Genomic DNA, 18425 nt, shown 5'->3' on the forward strand with positions numbered 1-18425 from the left:
AGATGTGATAGGTGAATAATTTATGGACAATTATATTAAATGTGAATGTATGACGAAAAGATTAAAAGGAAATATTGTGTTAGATAATATTAGTTTGTCAGTAAAAAAAGGCGAATTTTTAGTTTTGAAGGGGCATAATGGCTCTGGTAAAACGATGATTTTACGCGCTATATCAGGGTTAATGCGCTTGAATTCTGGAGTTGTTTATATAGATAATGAAATAATTGGAAAACAAAAGCAATTTCCTGATTCTATGGGAATATTGATTGAATATCCAAGTTTTATTCCAGGGTATACTGGTTTTCAGAATTTGAAATTTTTATCATCGATTAACAATAAAATCTCCGATGAGGAGATTTATAATATTATTCAAAGGGTTGGACTTGATAAAACAGATAAGAGAAAGTATAAAAGATACTCTTTAGGTATGAAACAACGTTTAGGGATAGCGCAAGCTTTAATGGAACAACCAAAATTACTGTTATTAGACGAGCCAACTAATGCTTTAGATAGTGATGGGATAAAAGATGTTTTAGATATTTTGAAAGTAGAAAAAGCCAAGGGAACGACTATTGTTGTAGCCAGTCATGATGTGCATGTTTTAGATAATGAAATGGTAGATCGTATTGTACATGTTAATAATGGAAAGTTGGTAGATTAAGAGTGACGAGAAAACATATCTTAATAAGTATTGGATTGTGTCTGTTGCTATGTATATTTGCTAGTTTATTAAGATTTAAAACATTAAATCTTAATAATGAATCTTATAAAGTGGTAAAAGATGAGTTTTTATCTAATAGAACTTTTGAAGATGGGCAAGGAGTTACGTTTCATGCACTCAATCCTCTTGATCCTACAAAAGTTTATGATCCCTATGAAGACCGTGAAGTAGTGACGTATGTTTTACCTTTAGATATTACAAATACAACAAATCGAGATATTAACTTGCTTAGTAATAAGTCTATTTCCGATACAATGTTTTATTCTAAAATAGGTGAGTTTTATAATTTAATCCCTTATTCAATGGAATTACCTAAAAAATATCAGTTTGATCCTGTAATACCTGCTGGTAAAACAGTACGAGGGTATATAGGGACAAATTATTTTATAGGAGATGACCCTTATAAAAATTATAAAAACTTTTCAAATGAATCAACTAAAGTGAAATTCATTTCTTGTATAAAAGATAAGAAAGGGAAATATCATGAATTAGAAATACCGATAAATTAATAAAATTTATGATTGATACAGCTATATTTTAATGGTGTTTGTAGATCTTGCAACATAACAATATCTTTTAAAGTCGGAGTTTTTTTGTAGGTGTAAGTATCTATGGATGCTGCACCTGCAAAGTTTCCGGCTTTTTGTAATTGTCGATTTAGATTTTATTAAGGAATTTCTGGTAGTCATATTCTTTAAAAGGAAACTTGAAAGAATATGACTTAGATTTAATACGAAATTTGTAACGTGAAATTGAAATAGCGAGACAGAGAAAAGGAACGTAACAAATGAAATAAAAACTTTTTCTGAATATAAGGCCCGACATCTTGCCGATTGTTGTCATAGTTATGAGACAAGTGTTACAATTATCATTAGGTATATACATTTTAGTTTTTTTAATTAGGAGAAAAATTGGCATAACATACATTTGATTTTTATAACGACTGATTGTAATAGAGAAAAAGAAAACAATCGGAAGTTTTATTTTAATAAAAAGAGGAGCGTATTTCCTATGATCGGTATTTTAAAAAAGGTGTTTGATGTAAATCAACGCCAAATTAAACGTATGCAAAAGACAGTTGAGCAAATTGATGCATTAGAGTCATCTATTAAGCCACTAACTGATGAACAATTAAAAGGAAAGACGCTTGAATTTAAAGAACGTCTAACAAAAGGTGAAACAGTAGATGATCTACTACCTGAAGCTTTTGCAGTTGTTCGCGAAGCGGCAACTCGTGTTCTTGGAATGCGTCCATATGGCGTACAGTTAATGGGTGGTATTGCCTTACATGAAGGCAATATTTCTGAGATGAAAACGGGTGAAGGTAAAACGTTAACATCTACATTACCTGTATATTTAAATGCTTTAACAGGAAAAGGTGTTCATGTTGTTACAGTCAATGAATACTTAGCACAACGTGATGCGAGCGAAATGGGACAACTTCATGAGTTCCTTGGCTTAACGGTAGGAATTAACTTAAATAGTATGTCACGCGAAGAGAAACAAGAAGCTTATGCTGCTGATATTACGTATAGCACAAATAATGAGCTTGGATTCGATTACTTACGTGATAACATGGTTTTATATAAAGAGCAGTGCGTTCAACGTCCACTTCACTTTGCTATTATCGATGAAGTCGATTCTATTTTAGTCGATGAAGCACGTACGCCGCTTATTATTTCAGGACAAGCTCAAAAATCAACAGAGCTATACATGTTTGCAAATGCATTTGTTCGTACGTTAGAAAATGAAAAAGATTATTCATTTGATGTGAAAACGAAAAATGTAATGCTAACAGAAGATGGTATTACGAAAGCGGAGAAAGCTTTCCATATTGAAAACTTATTCGATTTAAAACATGTAGCACTTCTTCACCATATTAATCAGGGACTTCGTGCACACGTTGTTATGCACCGTGATACAGATTATGTTGTACAAGAAGGCGAAATCGTAATTGTAGACCAATTCACTGGTCGTCTTATGAAAGGTCGTCGTTATAGCGAAGGATTACACCAAGCGATTGAAGCAAAAGAAGGTGTAGAAATTCAAAATGAAAGCATGACGCTTGCAACAATTACATTCCAGAACTACTTCCGTATGTATGAAAAATTATCTGGTATGACTGGTACAGCGAAAACAGAGGAAGAGGAATTCCGTAACATTTACAATATGAACGTTATTGTAATTCCGACCAACAAACCGATTATTCGTGATGATCGTGCCGATTTAATCTTTAAATCAATGGAAGGTAAGTTCAATGCTGTTGTTGAAGATATTGTAAATCGTCATAAAAAAGGACAACCTGTTCTTGTAGGTACAGTTGCAATTGAAACTTCAGAGCTTATTTCAAAAATGTTAACGCGTAAAGGTGTACGTCATAACATCTTAAATGCGAAAAACCATGCTCGTGAAGCAGATATCATTGCAGAGGCTGGTATGAAAGGTGCTGTAACAATCGCGACGAACATGGCAGGTCGTGGTACAGATATTAAGCTTGGAGACGATGTGAAAAACGTTGGTTTAGCAGTTATTGGTACAGAGCGTCACGAAAGTCGTCGTATTGATAATCAGTTACGTGGTCGTGCTGGTCGTCAAGGGGACCCTGGTGTTACGCAGTTCTACTTATCGATGGAAGATGAATTAATGCGCCGATTTGGTTCAGATAATATGAAAGCAATGATGGACCGCCTTGGTATGGATGATTCTCAGCCGATTGAAAGTAAAATGGTTTCTCGTGCGGTAGAATCTGCACAAAAACGTGTTGAAGGAAATAACTATGATGCACGTAAGCAGTTACTGCAATATGATGATGTACTTCGTCAACAACGTGAAGTTATTTACAAACAGCGTCAAGAGGTAATGGAGTCTGACAACTTACGCGGCATTATTGAAGGTATGATGAAATCTACAGTAGAACGTGCTGTTGCCCTTCATACACAAGAGGAAATTGAAGAAGATTGGAACATTAAAGGTCTTGTTGACTACTTAAATACAAACCTTCTTCAAGACGGAGATGTAAAAGAAGAAGAATTACGTCGCCTTGCTCCTGAGGAAATGAGCGAACCGATTATCGCGAAATTAATAGAGCGATACAATGAAAAGGAAAAGCTTATGCCAGAAGAGCAAATGCGTGAGTTTGAGAAGGTTGTTGTATTCCGCGTTGTAGATACGAAATGGACAGAGCATATTGATGCGATGGATCACCTTCGTGAAGGTATTCATTTACGTGCTTACGGTCAAATCGATCCACTTCGTGAGTACCAAATGGAAGGATTCGCGATGTTCGAGTCAATGGTTGCCTCTATTGAAGAGGAAATTTCTCGTTACATTATGAAAGCTGAAATTGAACAAAACTTAGAACGTCAAGAAGTTGTTCAAGGTGAAGCTGTTCATCCTTCTAGCGATGGCGAAGAAGCAAAGAAAAAGCCAGTTGTAAAAGGTGACCAAGTGGGCCGCAACGATTTATGTAAATGTGGTAGCGGTAAAAAATATAAAAACTGCTGTGGTATCGTTCAGTAATATAGGACGGTAGCTTTGGCTGTTTTGCAAACTTTTATATCAAAAATGTATAATTAAGAAGGATTAAACTCTCTCCGTAATAAGTGGAGAGAGTTTCCCTTGTTTTCATACGAAAGTAACAGCAATTACATAGAGGTGAAGGAAATGGAATTAGTAGAAATTAGACAGGAATTAGAGAAAATGGCTAAGCGATTAGCGGCTTTTAGGGGGTCTCTTTGACCTCCCTACTAAGGAGAAACAAATTGCAGAATTAGAAGAAAAAATGATGGGCGCAGGATTTTGGGATGACCAACAAGGCGCGCAAGCTGTAATTAATGAAGCGAATGCGTTAAAAGATATGGTTGGAAAGTTCCGTCAGTTAGATGAGACGTTCGAAAATTTAGAAATCACGCATGAGCTTTTAAAAGAAGAGTATGATGAAGATTTACATGAGGAATTAGAATCAGAAGTAAAAGGCTTAATTCAAGAAATGAATGAGTATGAGCTTCAGTTACTATTAAGTGATCCTTATGATAAAAATAATGCGATTTTAGAATTACATCCAGGTGCAGGTGGAACTGAGTCACAAGACTGGGGTTCTATGTTATTACGTATGTACACACGCTGGGCTGAAAAACGCGGATTCAAAGTAGAAACGGTTGATTATTTACCAGGTGATGAAGCTGGTATTAAGAGTGTAACTTTATTAATTAAAGGTCATAACGCTTACGGTTACTTAAAAGCAGAGAAAGGTGTACATCGTCTTGTACGTATTTCACCATTCGATTCTTCAGGGCGCCGTCATACATCGTTCGTATCTTGTGAAGTTGTACCAGAGTTCAATGATGAAGTTGAAATCGAAGTACGTACAGAAGATTTAAAAATTGATACGTACCGCGCAAGTGGAGCGGGTGGGCAGCACGTAAATACGACAGATTCAGCAGTTCGTATTACACATACACCGACAAATACAGTTGTAACGTGTCAGTCGGAGCGTTCTCAAATTAAAAACCGTGAGCATGCGATGAAGATGTTAAAAGCGAAATTATATCAAAAGAAACTAGAAGAGCAACAAGCAGAATTAGATGAAATTCGCGGAGAGCAAAAAGAAATCGGATGGGGTAGCCAAATCCGTTCTTACGTATTCCACCCGTATTCTCTTGTAAAAGACCATCGTACAAATACGGAGGTTGGTAACGTACAAGCTGTTATGGATGGAGAGATTGATCCATTTATTGATGCTTACTTACGTTCTCGTATCTAATAAGCGTAAAAAAAGCCAACGAAATTGTTGGCGCATGCTGAGGACAATAGAGGATATAAAGAATTTGATTCTATTTTTATAGATGAAGTAAAGAGGAAGAGAAGTTGGAAACGACAACTTCTCTTTTTGATGGGATTATATGTAGATTACAATGCTGTATATTGTTTTGTAAAAAGTAGAGAATAGTAAAATAGAGCGGTAATAGGGTAAAGATTTATATAGAACTTTTCTAATTTTTCTTTTAAAAAGGATACTTTATAGAAGTTTTTTAAGTTGTTCACAGAATTGAAACAACTTATGAAAGCTTTATTTTATCAAGGTTCTCACTGTATTTTTGAGGAATATGAAATACACCTTAGTTTTTCTATATAAAGATAATGCTTATAATGAAAATGAGTGTGTTAGGAATAAAAAGAATATCAACAATGGGGAGCGATAGAAGTGAAAAAGAAATTGTTGGCTATTGCGCTAGGGACATCGGTTGTTTTTGCTTTAGGAGCATGCGGAAATAAAGAAGAGAGTAAGTCTTCGAAACAGTCTGCAAGCACAGACAGCGCAGAACAAATTTTCCAAAGAAGTTGTGCGGGATGTCACGCAACAGATTTATCAGGGGCAACTGGACCTGATTTAAGAAAAGTAGGCGGTAAGTACGACGCTGCAGATATTGAAGAGATTATTAAAAAAGGCCGTGGTTCAATGTCACCAGGACTTATTCAAGGTGAAGATGCGAAAAAAGTATCTGAATGGTTAGCTGAACATAAATAAAAAGGTGAAATGGGCGAGTTGATAATATAGTCAGCTCGTTTTCCTTTTTTCTGGTATGTAACATAACTGTAACAAAAATGTATCCAAATTGGAAACCGTTTGATGTTACAATGGGGTTTGTAGAATTTTGCTGAAATATATTACATAGAGTGGTATTGCTTATGAGAAAGCATAAGTAAACTACCTTCAACAAGGATGACTAAATGAAAATGAAGGATGTCTTTTATTTTCAGATGTACAGAAAAGTATTTCGAAAAAAATCATTAAGTATTGGGTGATAAATAATGATAAAAATGACGAATGTTTATAAGGAGTACCCGAATGGTATGAAAGCCATTGCTGGTCTTACAGTTAACATTAAACAAGGTGAATTCGTATACGTAGTTGGACCGAGTGGAGCCGGGAAATCTACATTTATTAAAATGATGTATCGTGAAGAGAAACCATCTACAGGATCTATTAATGTAAATGGACTTACTATCGAAACATTGGCAGAAAGAGACGTTCCGTATTTTCGTCGTCAATTAGGCGTAATTTTCCAAGATTTTAAATTGCTACCTAAATTAACGGTATATGAGAATGTTTCGTTTGCTTTAGAAGTAATTGAAGAAGAACCGGATGCAATTCGTGAGCGTGTAACAGAAGTGCTAGGTCTTGTAGGCCTTGAAGATCGCGCAGACGCACTTCCAAGTGAGCTTTCAGGTGGGGAGCAACAACGTGTGGCTATTGCAAGAGCAATTGTAAATAGACCAAAGGTTGTAATTGCCGATGAGCCAACAGGTAACTTAGATATTGAAACAGCTCTTGATATTATGAATATTTTTACTCGCATTAATGAGCGCGGCACAACGATCGTTATGGCGACGCATAATGCAGATATCGTAAATACAATCCGTCATCGTGTAATCGCGATTGAAGGCGGAAAAATTGTTCGAGATGAGATTGAGGGAGGATACGGATATGAAGGCTAAGACCCTTAGTCGACATTTGCGAGAAGGTGTAAAGAATCTATCACGTAACGGATGGATGACATTTGCTTCTGTTAGTGCAGTAACAGTTACATTATTACTTGTAGGTGTCTTTTTAACAGCGATTATGAATATGAACCATTTTGCGACGAAAGTAGAGCAAGATGTAGAGATTCGTGTACACATTGATCCAGCTGCAAAAGAAGCGGATCAAAAGAAATTAGAAGAAGATATGAGTAAGATTGCAAAAGTAGATTCTATTAAATATTCTTCTAAAGAAGAAGAGTTAAAACGTTTAATTAAAAGCTTAGGTGATAGTGGAAAAACGTTTGAGTTATTTGAACAAGATAACCCACTTAAAAACGTATTCGTTGTAAAAGCAAAAGAACCAACCGATACAGCGACAATCGCGAAGAAGGTTGAAAAAATGCAGTTTGTTAGTAATGTTCAGTACGGAAAAGGGCAAGTTGAACGATTATTTGATACTGTAAAAACTGGTCGTAACATTGGGATTGCATTAATTGCTGGTCTTTTATTCACAGCGATGTTCTTAATCTCTAATACAATTAAAATTACAATTTATGCTCGTAGTACAGAAATTGAAATTATGAAACTTGTTGGTGCAACAAACTGGTTTATTCGTTGGCCATTCTTGCTAGAGGGATTATTCTTAGGAGTATTAGGATCAATTATTCCAATTGGCCTAATTCTAATTACGTATAAATCGTTGCAAGGTGTGTTTAATGAAAAACTTGGCGGAACAATTTTCGAGCTTCTACCATACAGTCCGTTCGTATTCCAATTAGCTGGTTTACTAGTGTTAATCGGTGCTTTAATCGGTATGTGGGGAAGTGTAATGTCAATTCGTCGCTTCTTAAAAGTATAAAAAGTTGCAAACATAATTCGTACAAGCTTATCATATAGTAGAAATAGGTAAAGGCATCACACACTGTGTGATGCCTTTTGCTACACCACCTGTGTGTTTTGGAAAGGGGAATTCCGCATTGAAACGTAGAGTTGCAATTATTGGAATGGTTATTGCATTTTTAATTGGTGCTGGCGGAATGTTTGCAGGCATGTCTGTATTTGGGGTTAACCCATCAGAAGTAACGCAAACAATTTCGAGTGGGAATGCTAGCACTGCGCAAGGGAATTTGGCAAAAATTAATGAGGCGTATGCACTAATTGATTCACGTTATGTGGAAGACGTGAAAGATGAAAAGTTAGTTGAAGGTGCAATACAAGGTATGTTGTCTACGCTGAAGGACCCTTATTCCACGTATATGGATAAAGAAACAGCCAAACAGTTTAGTGAATCGCTTGATCCCGAATTAGAGGGGATTGGGGCTGAGGTGAACAAGACGGACGGTAAGCTTATTATCGTATCGCCAATTAAAGGTTCACCAGCAGAAAAGATAGGAATTAAACCGAATGACCAAATTTTATCTGTAGATGGAAACAGTGTGAAAGACTTATCACGTGAAGAAGCAGTATTAAAAATTCGTGGTAAAAAGGGAACGACTGTCGCAATTGAAATTAAACGTGCGGGAGTAACTGATCCGATCGTATTTAAAATTAAGCGTGAAAAGATTCCAATCTTTACAGTATTTAGTTCTGTGAAGCAAGAGAGTGGAAAAGATATCGGTTATATGCAAATCACTTCTTTTGCTGAAAATACAGCGAAAGAATTTAAGGATCAGTTAAAAGAGTTAGAGAAGAAAAATATAAAAGGCTTAGTTATTGACGTACGTGGTAATCCTGGTGGCTATTTAAATAGTGTAGAAGATATACTAGGGGAAATTATGACGAATAAAAAGCCGATGCTACAAGTAGAGCAGCGAAATGGTGAGAAGAAGAAATTCTCTACGGAACTGAAAGAGAGAAAACCATATCCAATTTCAGTATTAATTGATAATGGAAGTGCTTCTGCTTCAGAGATTTTAGCGGGTGCGCTAAAAGAAGGAGAAGGATACGATTTAATTGGTGAAAAGACATTTGGTAAAGGTACTGTCCAGCAAGCTGTTCCATTTAAAGACGGCAGCAACATTAAATTAACAATGTTTAAATGGTTAACACCGGATGGGAACTGGATTCATAAAAAAGGAATCGCACCAACAGTAGAAGTGAAGCAACCAAATTATTATCATGCGACACCAATTCAAATTGAAAAAACACTTTCATACAATTCAAATGATGTACAAGTAAAACATGCTCAAGAAATGCTTAAGAGCTTAGGGTACGTACCAGGTCGTGAAGATGGATACTTTAGTAAAGAGACAGAATCGGCGCTGAAAGCATTCCAAAATGCAAATGAGATGGAAGCGACAGGACAGCTTGATAAAAAGACAGCTGAAGCGATTCAAACTAAAATTATCGAAAAAATTCGTTCTGGAGAAAATGATCTACAATTACAGTCAGCATTAAAATTAATGGCAAAATAAGAAGAAATACAGGCAGTTTGCTGCCTGTATTTTTTTGTGTTAAACAAACGTTTGTTTAGTTATGATAATATAAAAAGAAAGAATGATATAAATGGTGGTGAATGAGTTCATGGAGGCGTGGATTTTTGAAATAATGCGGGCAGCTGGACGTTTTTTCTTACACCCTGCTGTCTATATATTTGTAATAAGTAGTATCTTCGTTGGATACTTACGTATGTTAAGAGAACGAAAAGATTTTTCTTTTAAAGTTTATGATATTTGGTTTGAACTGCGAACCTCTCTATTTGCAGGGATTGGATACGGATTAGTAGTATCTATTGTTACGATTGGGCTTGGACTTGTTGTTTCTAAAGCAAGCTTATGGGCCATTTTAATTTGGACGTTACTATTTGGATTAACGGCTATGTATCGATATTTATCGGCGGCTTATACATTTAGCATTGCGATTGTATGTGTTCTATTATCTTCTAAGCTACCAGTTTCCTTTTTACAGCTTCGAGAAGGTGAAGAGAGTACCATTGTATCCCTTGTTATTTTACTAGGCGTTATGCTTATTGTAGAAGGCTTATTGATTTCTAAAAACGCAGTAGGATATTCGACGCCGAGGATTAGGAAGGGGAAGCGTGGATTAAAGATTGGTTTACACGAATCAAAGCGTTTATGGATCGTTCCTATTTTTATTCTTGTACCGGGTGATGCGGTAACGCAGTTTATTTCATGGTGGCCTGTCGTTTCAATCGGTTCAAATACATATTCTCTATTCCTCGTTCCATTTTTAATTGGATTTATGAGAAAGATTAAAAGTTATGAGCCGACGGAAGCTTTATTATTTACAGGAAGACGTGTTTATGGATTAGCAGGACTTGTGCTCGTTTTAGGAATCGCAAGTTATTGGTGGCACGTACTTGCAATTATCGCGATGGGAGTCGCAATGCTTGGGCGTTTCACAATCTCGATGCAAGAGAAAATTGCCGATGAAACAAGACCAGCATATTTTGCTGCACGCAATGATGGGCTCGTTGTACTAGATACAATTCCAAATACAATTGGAGCAGAGCTAAAATTACTGCCTGGAGAAATTATTACGAAAGTAAATGGAGTCATTCCAAAAAGCGCCGAGGAATTTTATGATGCGCTTCAAACGAAGACGACAGGAGCATTTTGTAAATTAGAAGTATTAGATACAAATGGTGAGCTTCGTCTTGCACAAACTGCATTATATGCTGGTGGACATCACGAATTAGGTATTGTATTCGTTGAGCAGGAGCACGAGTGGGATTCGGAAGCGATGTAATAGAAGGAAAGGTATCACCTTGTGGTGGTACCTTTTTTGTTTTTGGGGGTGGGGAGAGTAGTTAGTAAATGAAATTTATATCGGCGATTATCCGAATATATCAGCGCAACTTGAAATATATCGGCGATTTTGCAAATATATCAGCGCAACTCGAAATATATCGGCGATTATTCGAATATATCGACTTTCCAGCAAAAAACGACAACTATCGCAAAGCTTATTTTCAGTTTCATAGACGGATAACTTGAATAATTATTTGATAATGGTTATCATTTAGGGAGTCTTTTTAATTTTGGAAAATGGAGGTAAGATATGCTGCGTAAATTTTTCTCGTACTATAAACCGTATAAAGGTTTATTTATACTCGACTTTTCTTGTGCGGTTGTCGCAGGATTATTAGAACTCGGCTTCCCGCTTATCGTAAATCAATTTATTGATAAGTTATTGCCAGGGCAAAACTGGACGCTTATTTTATGGGCTTGTTTCGGTTTACTCGCAGTTTATATGTTAAATGCAGGCTTACAATATGTCGTTACATATTGGGGACATATGCTTGGTGTTAACATTGAAACAGATATGAGGCAGAAATTATTTGATCATATTCAAAAGCTATCATTCAGATTTTTTGATAATAATAAAACTGGTCATTTAATTTCACGCCTTACAAACGATTTAATGGAAATTGGGGAAATTGCTCACCATGGACCAGAAGATCTATTTATCGCCGTAATGACTTTAGTTGGGGCATTCTCATTTATGATGATGATCAACTGGAAGTTAGCGTTATTAACGTTCTTCGTCATTCCATTCCTATTATGGTTAGCACTTTACTTTAATAAAAAAATGACAGGTACATTTAGACGTTTATTCTCAGACGTTGCTGATTTTAATGCATGCATTGAGAACAATGTTGGGGGAATTCGTGTTGTACAAGCATTCGGAAATGAAAAGTTTGAGAAAGAGCAATTTGCTGTCAACAACGCTCGTTTCCGTACAACGAAATTAATGGCGTATAAAATTATGGCGTTAAATTCATCGATTAGTTATATGCTCATGCGGCTCGTAACGCTCTTCGTCTTAATATGCGGTACATGGTTTGTTCTGCAAGGAGAATTAACGTACGGTGGATTTATCGGATTCGTTCTATTAACGAATATTTTCTTCCGCCCAATTGAAAAAATTAACGCGGTAATCGAAAGCTATCCGAAGGGAATCGCCGGTTTTAAAAGATATGTAGAGCTTCTTGAAACAGAGCCTGACATTGTAGACTCTAAAGATGCAATGGAAGTTAAACATGTACATGGTGATATTCAATATAACAACATTACGTTCGGATATGAAAATAAAGAACCAATTTTAAATGACATTAGTTTGAAAATACATGCAGGTGAAACGGTTGCGTTCGTTGGACCATCAGGAGCTGGGAAAACGACGTTATGTAGCCTATTACCACGTTTTTATGAGCAATCATCTGGATCAATTCAAATTGATGGGATTGATACGAAAGATATGACATTATCTTCACTTCGTAAGCAAATTGGAATCGTGCAGCAAGACGTGTTCTTATTTTCAGGAACAATTCGTGAAAATATCGCTTACGGAAATTTAAAGGCATCAGAGCCTGAAATTTGGCAGGCGGTAAAACGTGCGCAGTTAGAAGATTTAATTTACTCACAGCCGGAAGGTTTAGATACTGTTATCGGTGAGCGCGGCGTGAAACTTTCAGGTGGACAAAAGCAGCGTCTAGCTATTGCTCGTATGTTCTTGAAAAACCCGCCAATTTTAATATTGGATGAAGCAACTTCTGCACTAGATACAGAGACAGAACTTGCGATTCAAAAATCGCTTGCTGAATTAGCTGTCGGTCGCACAACGCTAGTTATCGCTCACAGACTTGCAACGATTAAAAATGCAGATCGCATCGTCGTTGTAAATAAAGATGGCATTGCAGAACAAGGTTCACATAATGAATTAATTGAGCAAGGCGGAGGATACAGTAGGTTATACGAAGCTCAGTTTAGTTCGTAAATATAATTTGTACTGAATTAGTGCACCATAAGTAGGTAAAAATCTCATATGGGAGGCTATAAAGTATGATTGTAACAACAACGTCTACAATTCAAGGAAAAGAAATTATTGAGTATATCGATATCGTCAATGGAGAAGCGATTATGGGTGCGAATATCGTTCGTGACCTTTTCGCTTCTGTTCGTGACGTTGTCGGTGGTCGTGCTGGCGCTTATGAAAGTAAATTAAAAGAAGCACGCGACATCGCAATGGAAGAGATGAAAACTTTCGCAAGACAAAAAAATGCAAATGCAATTGTTGGTATCGACGTGGATTACGAAGTAGTTCGCGAAGGTATGTTAATGGTTGCGGTGAGCGGGACTGCTGTCCGCATATAAAGTAAAAAGCCGTGCTGATGCACGGCTTTTTACTTTGTATGTCGAAGTTTCAATATTTCTTGGGAAATGTGGAAGGCCCCGTCGATATATAGGGAAGACATTAGAGCGCTTCTTTACATTTTTGAATTTGAGTTAATAATTTTGCGTATTCTTGTTCGAGAGATGTGATGTCATCGTGATGATTTGGAATGGAAATCCGGTCGATGACTTCTGTTAATTTTGTTTGTAATCGTAACAATTCTTGCTCAGTAACGTTTACAGAAGCTCCGGTGGTTCTTTTTGTGTATTGCTCGTAATTACCGTGGAAGATTCTTGGTTCACTCTCATCTACTTGTAGAATATGGTCTGCAACAGAGCGAATAAAGGCACGGTCATGGCTAATGAAAAGTATTGTGCCAGGATATTCTTGTAACATGGTTTCTAATTCTTCTTGCGTTGCTAAGTCTAAATAGTTTGTCGGTTCATCTAGCAGAAGCATATTATAGTTTCCTAAAAATACTTTTGCCAGTGCAACCTTCATTCGTTCACCCCCGCTTAGAACGTGCACAGGTTTATGAACATCCTCACGGCGGAATAGAAGTCGTGCAAGTATTGTGCGAACGAATGCTTCTGTATAGTTTGTTTCTTCTAGAACATTTTCTAAAATGGTTTTATCTGTTTTTAAAATAGATAATGTTTGTTCGAAGTATCCAATTTTACAACTTTTCGATAGCTGCATGCCACGCTCGTTTGTGAGAAGCATGTTGAACAAAGTGGTTTTTCCGCTTCCATTTGCCCCTAAAACGGCAAGCTTTGCACCAGGGGCAATAGTTCCATTCATATTTTTAAATAGTGTGCGGTCGCCTATTTTCTTTGTTGCTTTATTGAATTGTACTGCCACCTTACTATGAATGGGAGTATGGTATTGCACGTCAAATTGAGCTTGAGAAAGATCCTTTGGCTTTTCCTTCTTTTCTAGTTTTTCGAGACGTGTCTCTAATGCCTTCGCTGCTTTGCTAACCTGTTCTTGGCCATGAGCCCCACTTAACCTATAAAGTCTAGATTCAGATGAACTGAACCGCGTTGGGATTTTTGTCATGTTAGAAGCACGTTGCTTTCTTTGTAGAATGGACTGTTCTAAACGATTTTTTTCTTGTACATATTGCTCATATTCTGCTTGTTTTTGTATTCGTTCACGTTCTTTTTGTTTTCGATAGTTTGAATAATTCCCTTTGTACTCTTGAATAGTACCGTCTTCAATTTCAATAATTTTGGTACATATATTATCTAGAAATTCACGATCATGCGATATTAAAACAAGTGCTCCTTTATAAGATGAAAGTGCCTTTTCTAATTGCTCTGTACCGACCATATCTAAGTGGCTTGTTGGTTCATCAGCGAATAAAATGCCTGCATTTTGTTCGAGAGCATGGGCGATCTTTAGCCGCATTCGTTCACCGCCGCTCATTGCGTCGGTAACGTTTGAAATACTCCATTTTCCTTTTGCAAGAGAAGAAGCAGTTTCCGGTAGTTCTTCGCTAAGCTGAGGAATGATGCTGATAGAACTATGATGAGTTACTATGCCTCTGTCAGCTTCTATTTCTTTACTTAATATTTGTAATAACGTAGATTTACCAGCTCCGTTGACTCCGACAATTCCTATGCGATCCTGTGCTTGAATTTCCAGTGATGGTAATGTAAATAGTGTGCGATCACCAAAGCTCTTTTCAATATTACTTGCGAATAAAATAGTCATAAAAAAACCTCCCTAGTTTCACTAGAGAGGATAAACGTCGCCCTTGTATGTAAAAAATCGTACATAAATAAACGATTTTTTACATGATCGTTTCGAAAGAAAGTATCGACAAATGGACAGACTAATCCCCTGCTAGTTTTCATCATTTTTGTTCACTATTTGTGATGGATGAAATAAATAAGAGAATTAGAACTTCATTGGTCAAAGTACCTTCCTTTCATAATATTACTTTTATTGTATGCGCATACAAAAGGGTTTGTCAAACTTATTTCTGTTCGCTATTTTTGAATGTATCATTATACAATTGTGCTTTTGCCAGCGCCTCAGCATCGTTTTTAATTTCATCCAGTCCATTCGCATTCCCAATAACATAACCTTCAAATGAAGAGCCAACAAAATCAAAGATATATTGGAATTGAGCAATAAGCGGTAATGCTTTTACCTTTGGGTTGTCCCCGCCAACGATGACAACATACATTTTTTTGCCTTTCATTTTTTCTTTGAAATGAAGAGATGTATCGCGCAAGCTTTGTGACCAGCGATCAACAAAATTTTTCATATGTCCACTCATTCCGTACCAATATAATGGTGTAGCAAAGATAATCGTGTCGTGCTCTAGCATGCGGTTGGTTAACTGCTTATAGTCATCATTTACAGGTTGGAATCCTTCTGCATCATGACGTTGGTCTGTAATAGGATAGACGGTATGATCACGCAAATAAATTTGTTCTGTTTCAATGTCCTCTATCATCATATGTGTTAAAGCTTCTGTATTTCCGTTTTGTCTTGAACTGCCATGTATAACAAACATGTAATCATCCCTTTTCTTTTGCATGTTTTAGGAGTGAAACGTGTTTTTGCAAATTCGTTTGGATGTTGGAAAGCAATGAGATTTGCTTTGTTACTTCATTGAGTTTATCTTCGTAAAGCGTAAGGATACTGCTGCACGGATTGTCGTACAGGTGCGGTTCAATTTCAAGGCAGCGCAGCATCCTTGCCGTCTCTTCTAAATTTAAGCCAATTTGTAAGTACATTTGAATAAGCTCCACTTTTTCGATGGCACTTTCATCAAAATCACGGTAACCATTTGCAAGGCGCTTAGAAGGGAGTAAGCCCTTTTCTTCGTAATGTCTTAGTGATCTTTCACTAACGCCAGTTTCTTTTGATAATTCTCCAATTCGCAATGTATTTCACTCCTTTTACATGTATTGTAAACCTTCACACTAATGTGAAGGTCAACTCTGTTTTTTCGCAAAAGAATCTACATGATTTAAGAACACTTGAATGGCTTTAGATGGAATGAAATATTTACCGCGCACGATGGAGAACGGACGGATTAGTTGTTCATTTGGAACTTCGACGTGGAATAGTTCTTTTGCTAGTAGCTCTTTCCGTACAGTCCAATCAGAAAGGATAGCGATGCCAAGCCCAGCACTAACAGCTTCCTTTACGCTTTGGATACTACTGAATGTAAAGAATCGTTTCATTTTTAAATGGTGTTGATGAATAAAGCGGTCACTATAAGCGCGTGTACCAGAACCACTTTCTCTTAATACCCATACTTGATCTTGGAGTGTACTTTCATTTATTTCATTTGTGCGGAGTAATGGATGATTTGGCGGGACGACGAGCTTCATTTCATCTTGCATAAATGTTTCAACATCTACGTCGGCGTATACGACTTGTCCTTCCACTAGGCCGATATCAATTTGATTAGAGCGAAGGCTTTGCAAAACGTCTTCTGTATTTGAGATGAAAGTATGAACTTCGACGTGTGGATTTTCATTCGCATAGTTAGCCAGTATTTTTGGAAGTAAGTATTCGCCAATTGTAAAACTAGCACCAATGCGAAGTGTTCCTGTTACAACGTTATGTAGTTCATTAATTTCTTGTTTCGCATCTTCGTAAAGAGAGAGCATTTGCTTTGCATGTATATATAATATGTTTCCAGCTTCAGTAACTTGGACGTGCTTCGGGGAGCGTTGAATAAGTGTAGTGCCAAATTCGTTTTCTAAGTTGCGTATATGCATACTTACTCCAGGCTGTGAAAGGTTTAATAATTCTGCTGCACGGGAGAAGTGTTTCTGTTCAACGACAGTAACAAAAATTTTTAAAATGTCTACGTTCATATAATGGGCTCCTTTCTTTTTCTATCATCTTATCATAAGTATTTCTAATGATAGATATTTGGTATTGGTATTAAACTTATTATAGAAACTCTCTTATAATGTAAGTAGAAAGAACATGCATGTTCCAATACGATTATTGGAGTGGTTCAAAATGGAACAAACACTTGTTATACAAAAGAAGAAGCGTTTTGGATTTTCGCAAGGAATTGGGATTACATTATTAATCGCAATTGCCGCGAAATATTTAGCAGAGCTTCCATTTTTAAATATTATGGGACAATTAGTAATTGCTATTCTAATTGGGATGGTTTGGCGCGCTGCAATTGGAGTCCCTCAAGATGCGATTGCAGGGACGAACTTTGCGAGTAAGAAGTTGCTGCGCTTTGGAATCATCTTACTTGGAATGCGATTAAATCTTGTTGATATTGCGAAGGCAGGGCCGAAAGTATTGGTCATCGCAGCGGTTGTTATTACATTTACGATTTTCGTTGTATATGGACTAACGAAAGTATTTAAGGTAGAAAAGAAACTTGGGATTTTAACAGCATGTGGTACAGCAATTTGCGGGGCGGCAGCGGTCGTGGCAATTGCGCCGCAAGTGAAAGCAAAAGATGATGAAACGGCAGTTGGGGCTGCAATTATTGCTATTTTAGGTACGATATTTACGCTTATTTATACGTTATTATATCCAGTGCTTGGCCTATCTCCATATGGTTACGGTGTATTCTCAGGGGCCACGCTGCATGAAATTGCTCATGTTATCGCAGCTGCGGCGCCAGGAGGAAGTACAGCTGTAGACATCGCAGTTATCGTGAAGTTAACGCGCGTTGCAATGCTCGTACCAGTAGCAATTTTAATTGGATTATGGTTTGGAAAGAGTGAAGGAAGCAAGGAAAAAAGATCGTGGCGTGATCTTCCGATTCCGTGGTTCATTTTCGGATTTTTAGCGATGAGTGCAGTGCATTCGCTCGGGATTATTCCAGAAGTTGTTGCGGGATACATTGTTGTCATTGCTTATATGCTAATCGCAATGGCGATGGCAGGACTTGGTTTAAATGTAGAGTTTAAAACGTTCCGTAAGTTAGGAAGCAAAGCGTTCGTGGCGGGGCTGATTGGCTCGGTTTGCTTATCGGTTCTTGGATACGTTCTTGTATATGCGCTAGGATTTATGTAGTAGAGGAGAAAGCTGTTCCCGAAGGTATTTG

At 37.0% G+C, this 18425-nt stretch carries 16 protein-coding genes and 1 pseudogene; 12 read left to right on the forward strand and 5 right to left on the reverse strand.

What is annotated here, in order from left to right; genetic code table 11:
* Positions 1-22: 22 nt before the first annotated feature.
* Positions 23-661, forward strand: a complete 639-nt coding sequence (locus GBN78_RS13995; protein ID WP_000371027.1) for an ATP-binding cassette domain-containing protein — start codon at positions 23-25, stop codon at positions 659-661.
* A gap of 41 nt (positions 662-702) precedes the next feature.
* Positions 703-1230, forward strand: coding sequence for a hypothetical protein (locus tag GBN78_RS14000; protein ID WP_033668381.1), 528 nt, complete (start codon positions 703-705; stop codon positions 1228-1230).
* Here GBN78_RS14000 and GBN78_RS31165 read toward each other — a convergent pair.
* Positions 1227-1376: pseudogene (locus tag GBN78_RS31165) on the reverse strand (tyrosine-type recombinase/integrase); the annotation flags it as partial. The gene GBN78_RS14000 and the pseudogene GBN78_RS31165 sit on opposite strands and share 4 nt — an antisense overlap.
* A gap of 356 nt (positions 1377-1732) precedes the next feature.
* Between GBN78_RS31165 and secA the strand changes: the two are divergent.
* The 9 genes from secA to GBN78_RS14050 all read left to right on the forward strand — a co-directional run bounded on the left by secA (position 1733) and on the right by GBN78_RS14050 (position 13356).
* Positions 1733-4240, forward strand: a complete 2508-nt coding sequence (gene secA / locus GBN78_RS14005) for a preprotein translocase subunit SecA (protein WP_000579387.1) — start codon at positions 1733-1735, stop codon at positions 4238-4240.
* Between the two features lie 144 nt (positions 4241-4384).
* Positions 4385-5483 (forward strand): peptide chain release factor 2 gene (gene prfB, locus GBN78_RS14010; protein WP_096001716.1). Its coding sequence is split into 2 segments (ribosomal slippage): positions 4385-4456 and positions 4458-5483, totalling 1098 coding nucleotides; the frame shifts between segments, so codons are not numbered across the junction.
* A 441-nt stretch (positions 5484-5924) separates the two neighbouring features.
* Positions 5925-6248: a cytochrome c551 gene (gene cccB / locus GBN78_RS14015; RefSeq protein WP_000727971.1), complete on the forward strand. Its 324-nt coding sequence runs from the start codon at positions 5925-5927 to the stop codon at positions 6246-6248.
* A gap of 284 nt (positions 6249-6532) precedes the next feature.
* Positions 6533-7219 (forward strand): cell division ATP-binding protein FtsE, encoded by a 687-nt coding sequence (ftsE, locus tag GBN78_RS14025; protein ID WP_000594321.1) that lies wholly within the window; start codon positions 6533-6535, stop codon positions 7217-7219.
* Positions 7209-8102 carry a permease-like cell division protein FtsX gene (gene ftsX / locus GBN78_RS14030; RefSeq protein ID WP_070184464.1) on the forward strand — a complete coding sequence of 298 codons (894 nt, stop codon included), beginning with the start codon at positions 7209-7211 and terminating at the stop codon, positions 8100-8102. Before ftsE ends, ftsX begins: the two co-directional genes overlap by 11 nt.
* 118 nt (positions 8103-8220) lie before the next feature.
* The gene (locus GBN78_RS14035) at positions 8221-9657 is read left to right on the forward strand and encodes a S41 family peptidase (protein ID WP_076774598.1); all 1437 of its coding nucleotides are present in this window, start codon (positions 8221-8223) and stop codon (positions 9655-9657) included.
* A 109-nt stretch (positions 9658-9766) separates the two neighbouring features.
* Positions 9767-10951 carry a PDZ domain-containing protein gene (locus tag GBN78_RS14040; RefSeq protein WP_152127480.1) on the forward strand — a complete coding sequence of 395 codons (1185 nt, stop codon included), beginning with the start codon at positions 9767-9769 and terminating at the stop codon, positions 10949-10951.
* A 312-nt stretch (positions 10952-11263) separates the two neighbouring features.
* Positions 11264-12979, forward strand: a complete 1716-nt coding sequence (locus GBN78_RS14045) for an ABC transporter ATP-binding protein (protein ID WP_000944624.1) — start codon at positions 11264-11266, stop codon at positions 12977-12979.
* 65 nt (positions 12980-13044) lie between these two features.
* Positions 13045-13356, forward strand: a complete 312-nt coding sequence (locus tag GBN78_RS14050) for a heavy metal-binding domain-containing protein (protein WP_000637523.1) — start codon at positions 13045-13047, stop codon at positions 13354-13356.
* 100 nt (positions 13357-13456) lie between these two features.
* On the opposite strand, the gene abc-f is transcribed toward GBN78_RS14050, so the two are convergent.
* The 4 genes from abc-f to GBN78_RS14070 form a co-directional block, all read right to left on the reverse strand.
* Positions 13457-15091 carry a ribosomal protection-like ABC-F family protein gene (gene abc-f / locus GBN78_RS14055; protein WP_152127481.1) on the reverse strand — a complete coding sequence of 545 codons (1635 nt, stop codon included), beginning with the start codon at positions 15089-15091 and terminating at the stop codon, positions 13457-13459.
* Between the two features lie 265 nt (positions 15092-15356).
* Positions 15357-15902: a flavodoxin family protein gene (locus GBN78_RS14060; protein ID WP_030029315.1), complete on the reverse strand. Its 546-nt coding sequence runs from the start codon at positions 15900-15902 to the stop codon at positions 15357-15359.
* Between the two features lie 4 nt (positions 15903-15906).
* Positions 15907-16275, reverse strand: coding sequence for a MerR family transcriptional regulator (locus tag GBN78_RS14065; RefSeq protein ID WP_001219199.1), 369 nt, complete (start codon positions 16273-16275; stop codon positions 15907-15909).
* 51 nt (positions 16276-16326) lie between these two features.
* Positions 16327-17220 carry a LysR family transcriptional regulator gene (locus GBN78_RS14070; protein ID WP_001099987.1) on the reverse strand — a complete coding sequence of 298 codons (894 nt, stop codon included), beginning with the start codon at positions 17218-17220 and terminating at the stop codon, positions 16327-16329.
* Between the two features lie 151 nt (positions 17221-17371).
* Between GBN78_RS14070 and GBN78_RS14075 the strand changes: the two genes are divergently transcribed.
* Positions 17372-18394: a YeiH family protein gene (locus GBN78_RS14075; RefSeq protein ID WP_000438439.1), complete on the forward strand. Its 1023-nt coding sequence runs from the start codon at positions 17372-17374 to the stop codon at positions 18392-18394.
* The last annotated feature ends 31 nt before the right edge of the window (positions 18395-18425 follow it).

The organism is Bacillus sp. B2-WWTP-C-10-Post-4, assembly GCF_009183805.1.
Taxonomy (GTDB): domain Bacteria; phylum Bacillota; class Bacilli; order Bacillales; family Bacillaceae_G; genus Bacillus_A; species Bacillus_A cereus.

Excerpts from the sequence above, each read along its gene's own strand:
- GBN78_RS13995 (WP_000371027.1), top strand. The coding sequence starts at position 23 with ATGGACAATTATATTAAATGTGAATGTATGACGAAAAGATTAAAAGGA.
- secA (WP_000579387.1), top strand. The coding sequence starts at position 1,733 with ATGATCGGTATTTTAAAAAAGGTGTTTGATGTAAATCAACGCCAAATT.
- ftsE (WP_000594321.1), top strand. The coding sequence starts at position 6,533 with ATGATAAAAATGACGAATGTTTATAAGGAGTACCCGAATGGTATGAAA.
- ftsX (WP_070184464.1), top strand. The coding sequence starts at position 7,209 with ATGAAGGCTAAGACCCTTAGTCGACATTTGCGAGAAGGTGTAAAGAAT.
- GBN78_RS14040 (WP_152127480.1), top strand. The coding sequence starts at position 9,767 with ATGGAGGCGTGGATTTTTGAAATAATGCGGGCAGCTGGACGTTTTTTC.
- GBN78_RS14045 (WP_000944624.1), top strand. The coding sequence starts at position 11,264 with ATGCTGCGTAAATTTTTCTCGTACTATAAACCGTATAAAGGTTTATTT.
- GBN78_RS14050 (WP_000637523.1), top strand. The coding sequence starts at position 13,045 with ATGATTGTAACAACAACGTCTACAATTCAAGGAAAAGAAATTATTGAG.
- abc-f (WP_152127481.1), bottom strand. The coding sequence starts at position 15,091 with ATGACTATTTTATTCGCAAGTAATATTGAAAAGAGCTTTGGTGATCGC.
- GBN78_RS14060 (WP_030029315.1), bottom strand. The coding sequence starts at position 15,902 with ATGTTTGTTATACATGGCAGTTCAAGACAAAACGGAAATACAGAAGCT.
- GBN78_RS14070 (WP_001099987.1), bottom strand. The coding sequence starts at position 17,220 with ATGAACGTAGACATTTTAAAAATTTTTGTTACTGTCGTTGAACAGAAA.
- GBN78_RS14075 (WP_000438439.1), top strand. The coding sequence starts at position 17,372 with ATGGAACAAACACTTGTTATACAAAAGAAGAAGCGTTTTGGATTTTCG.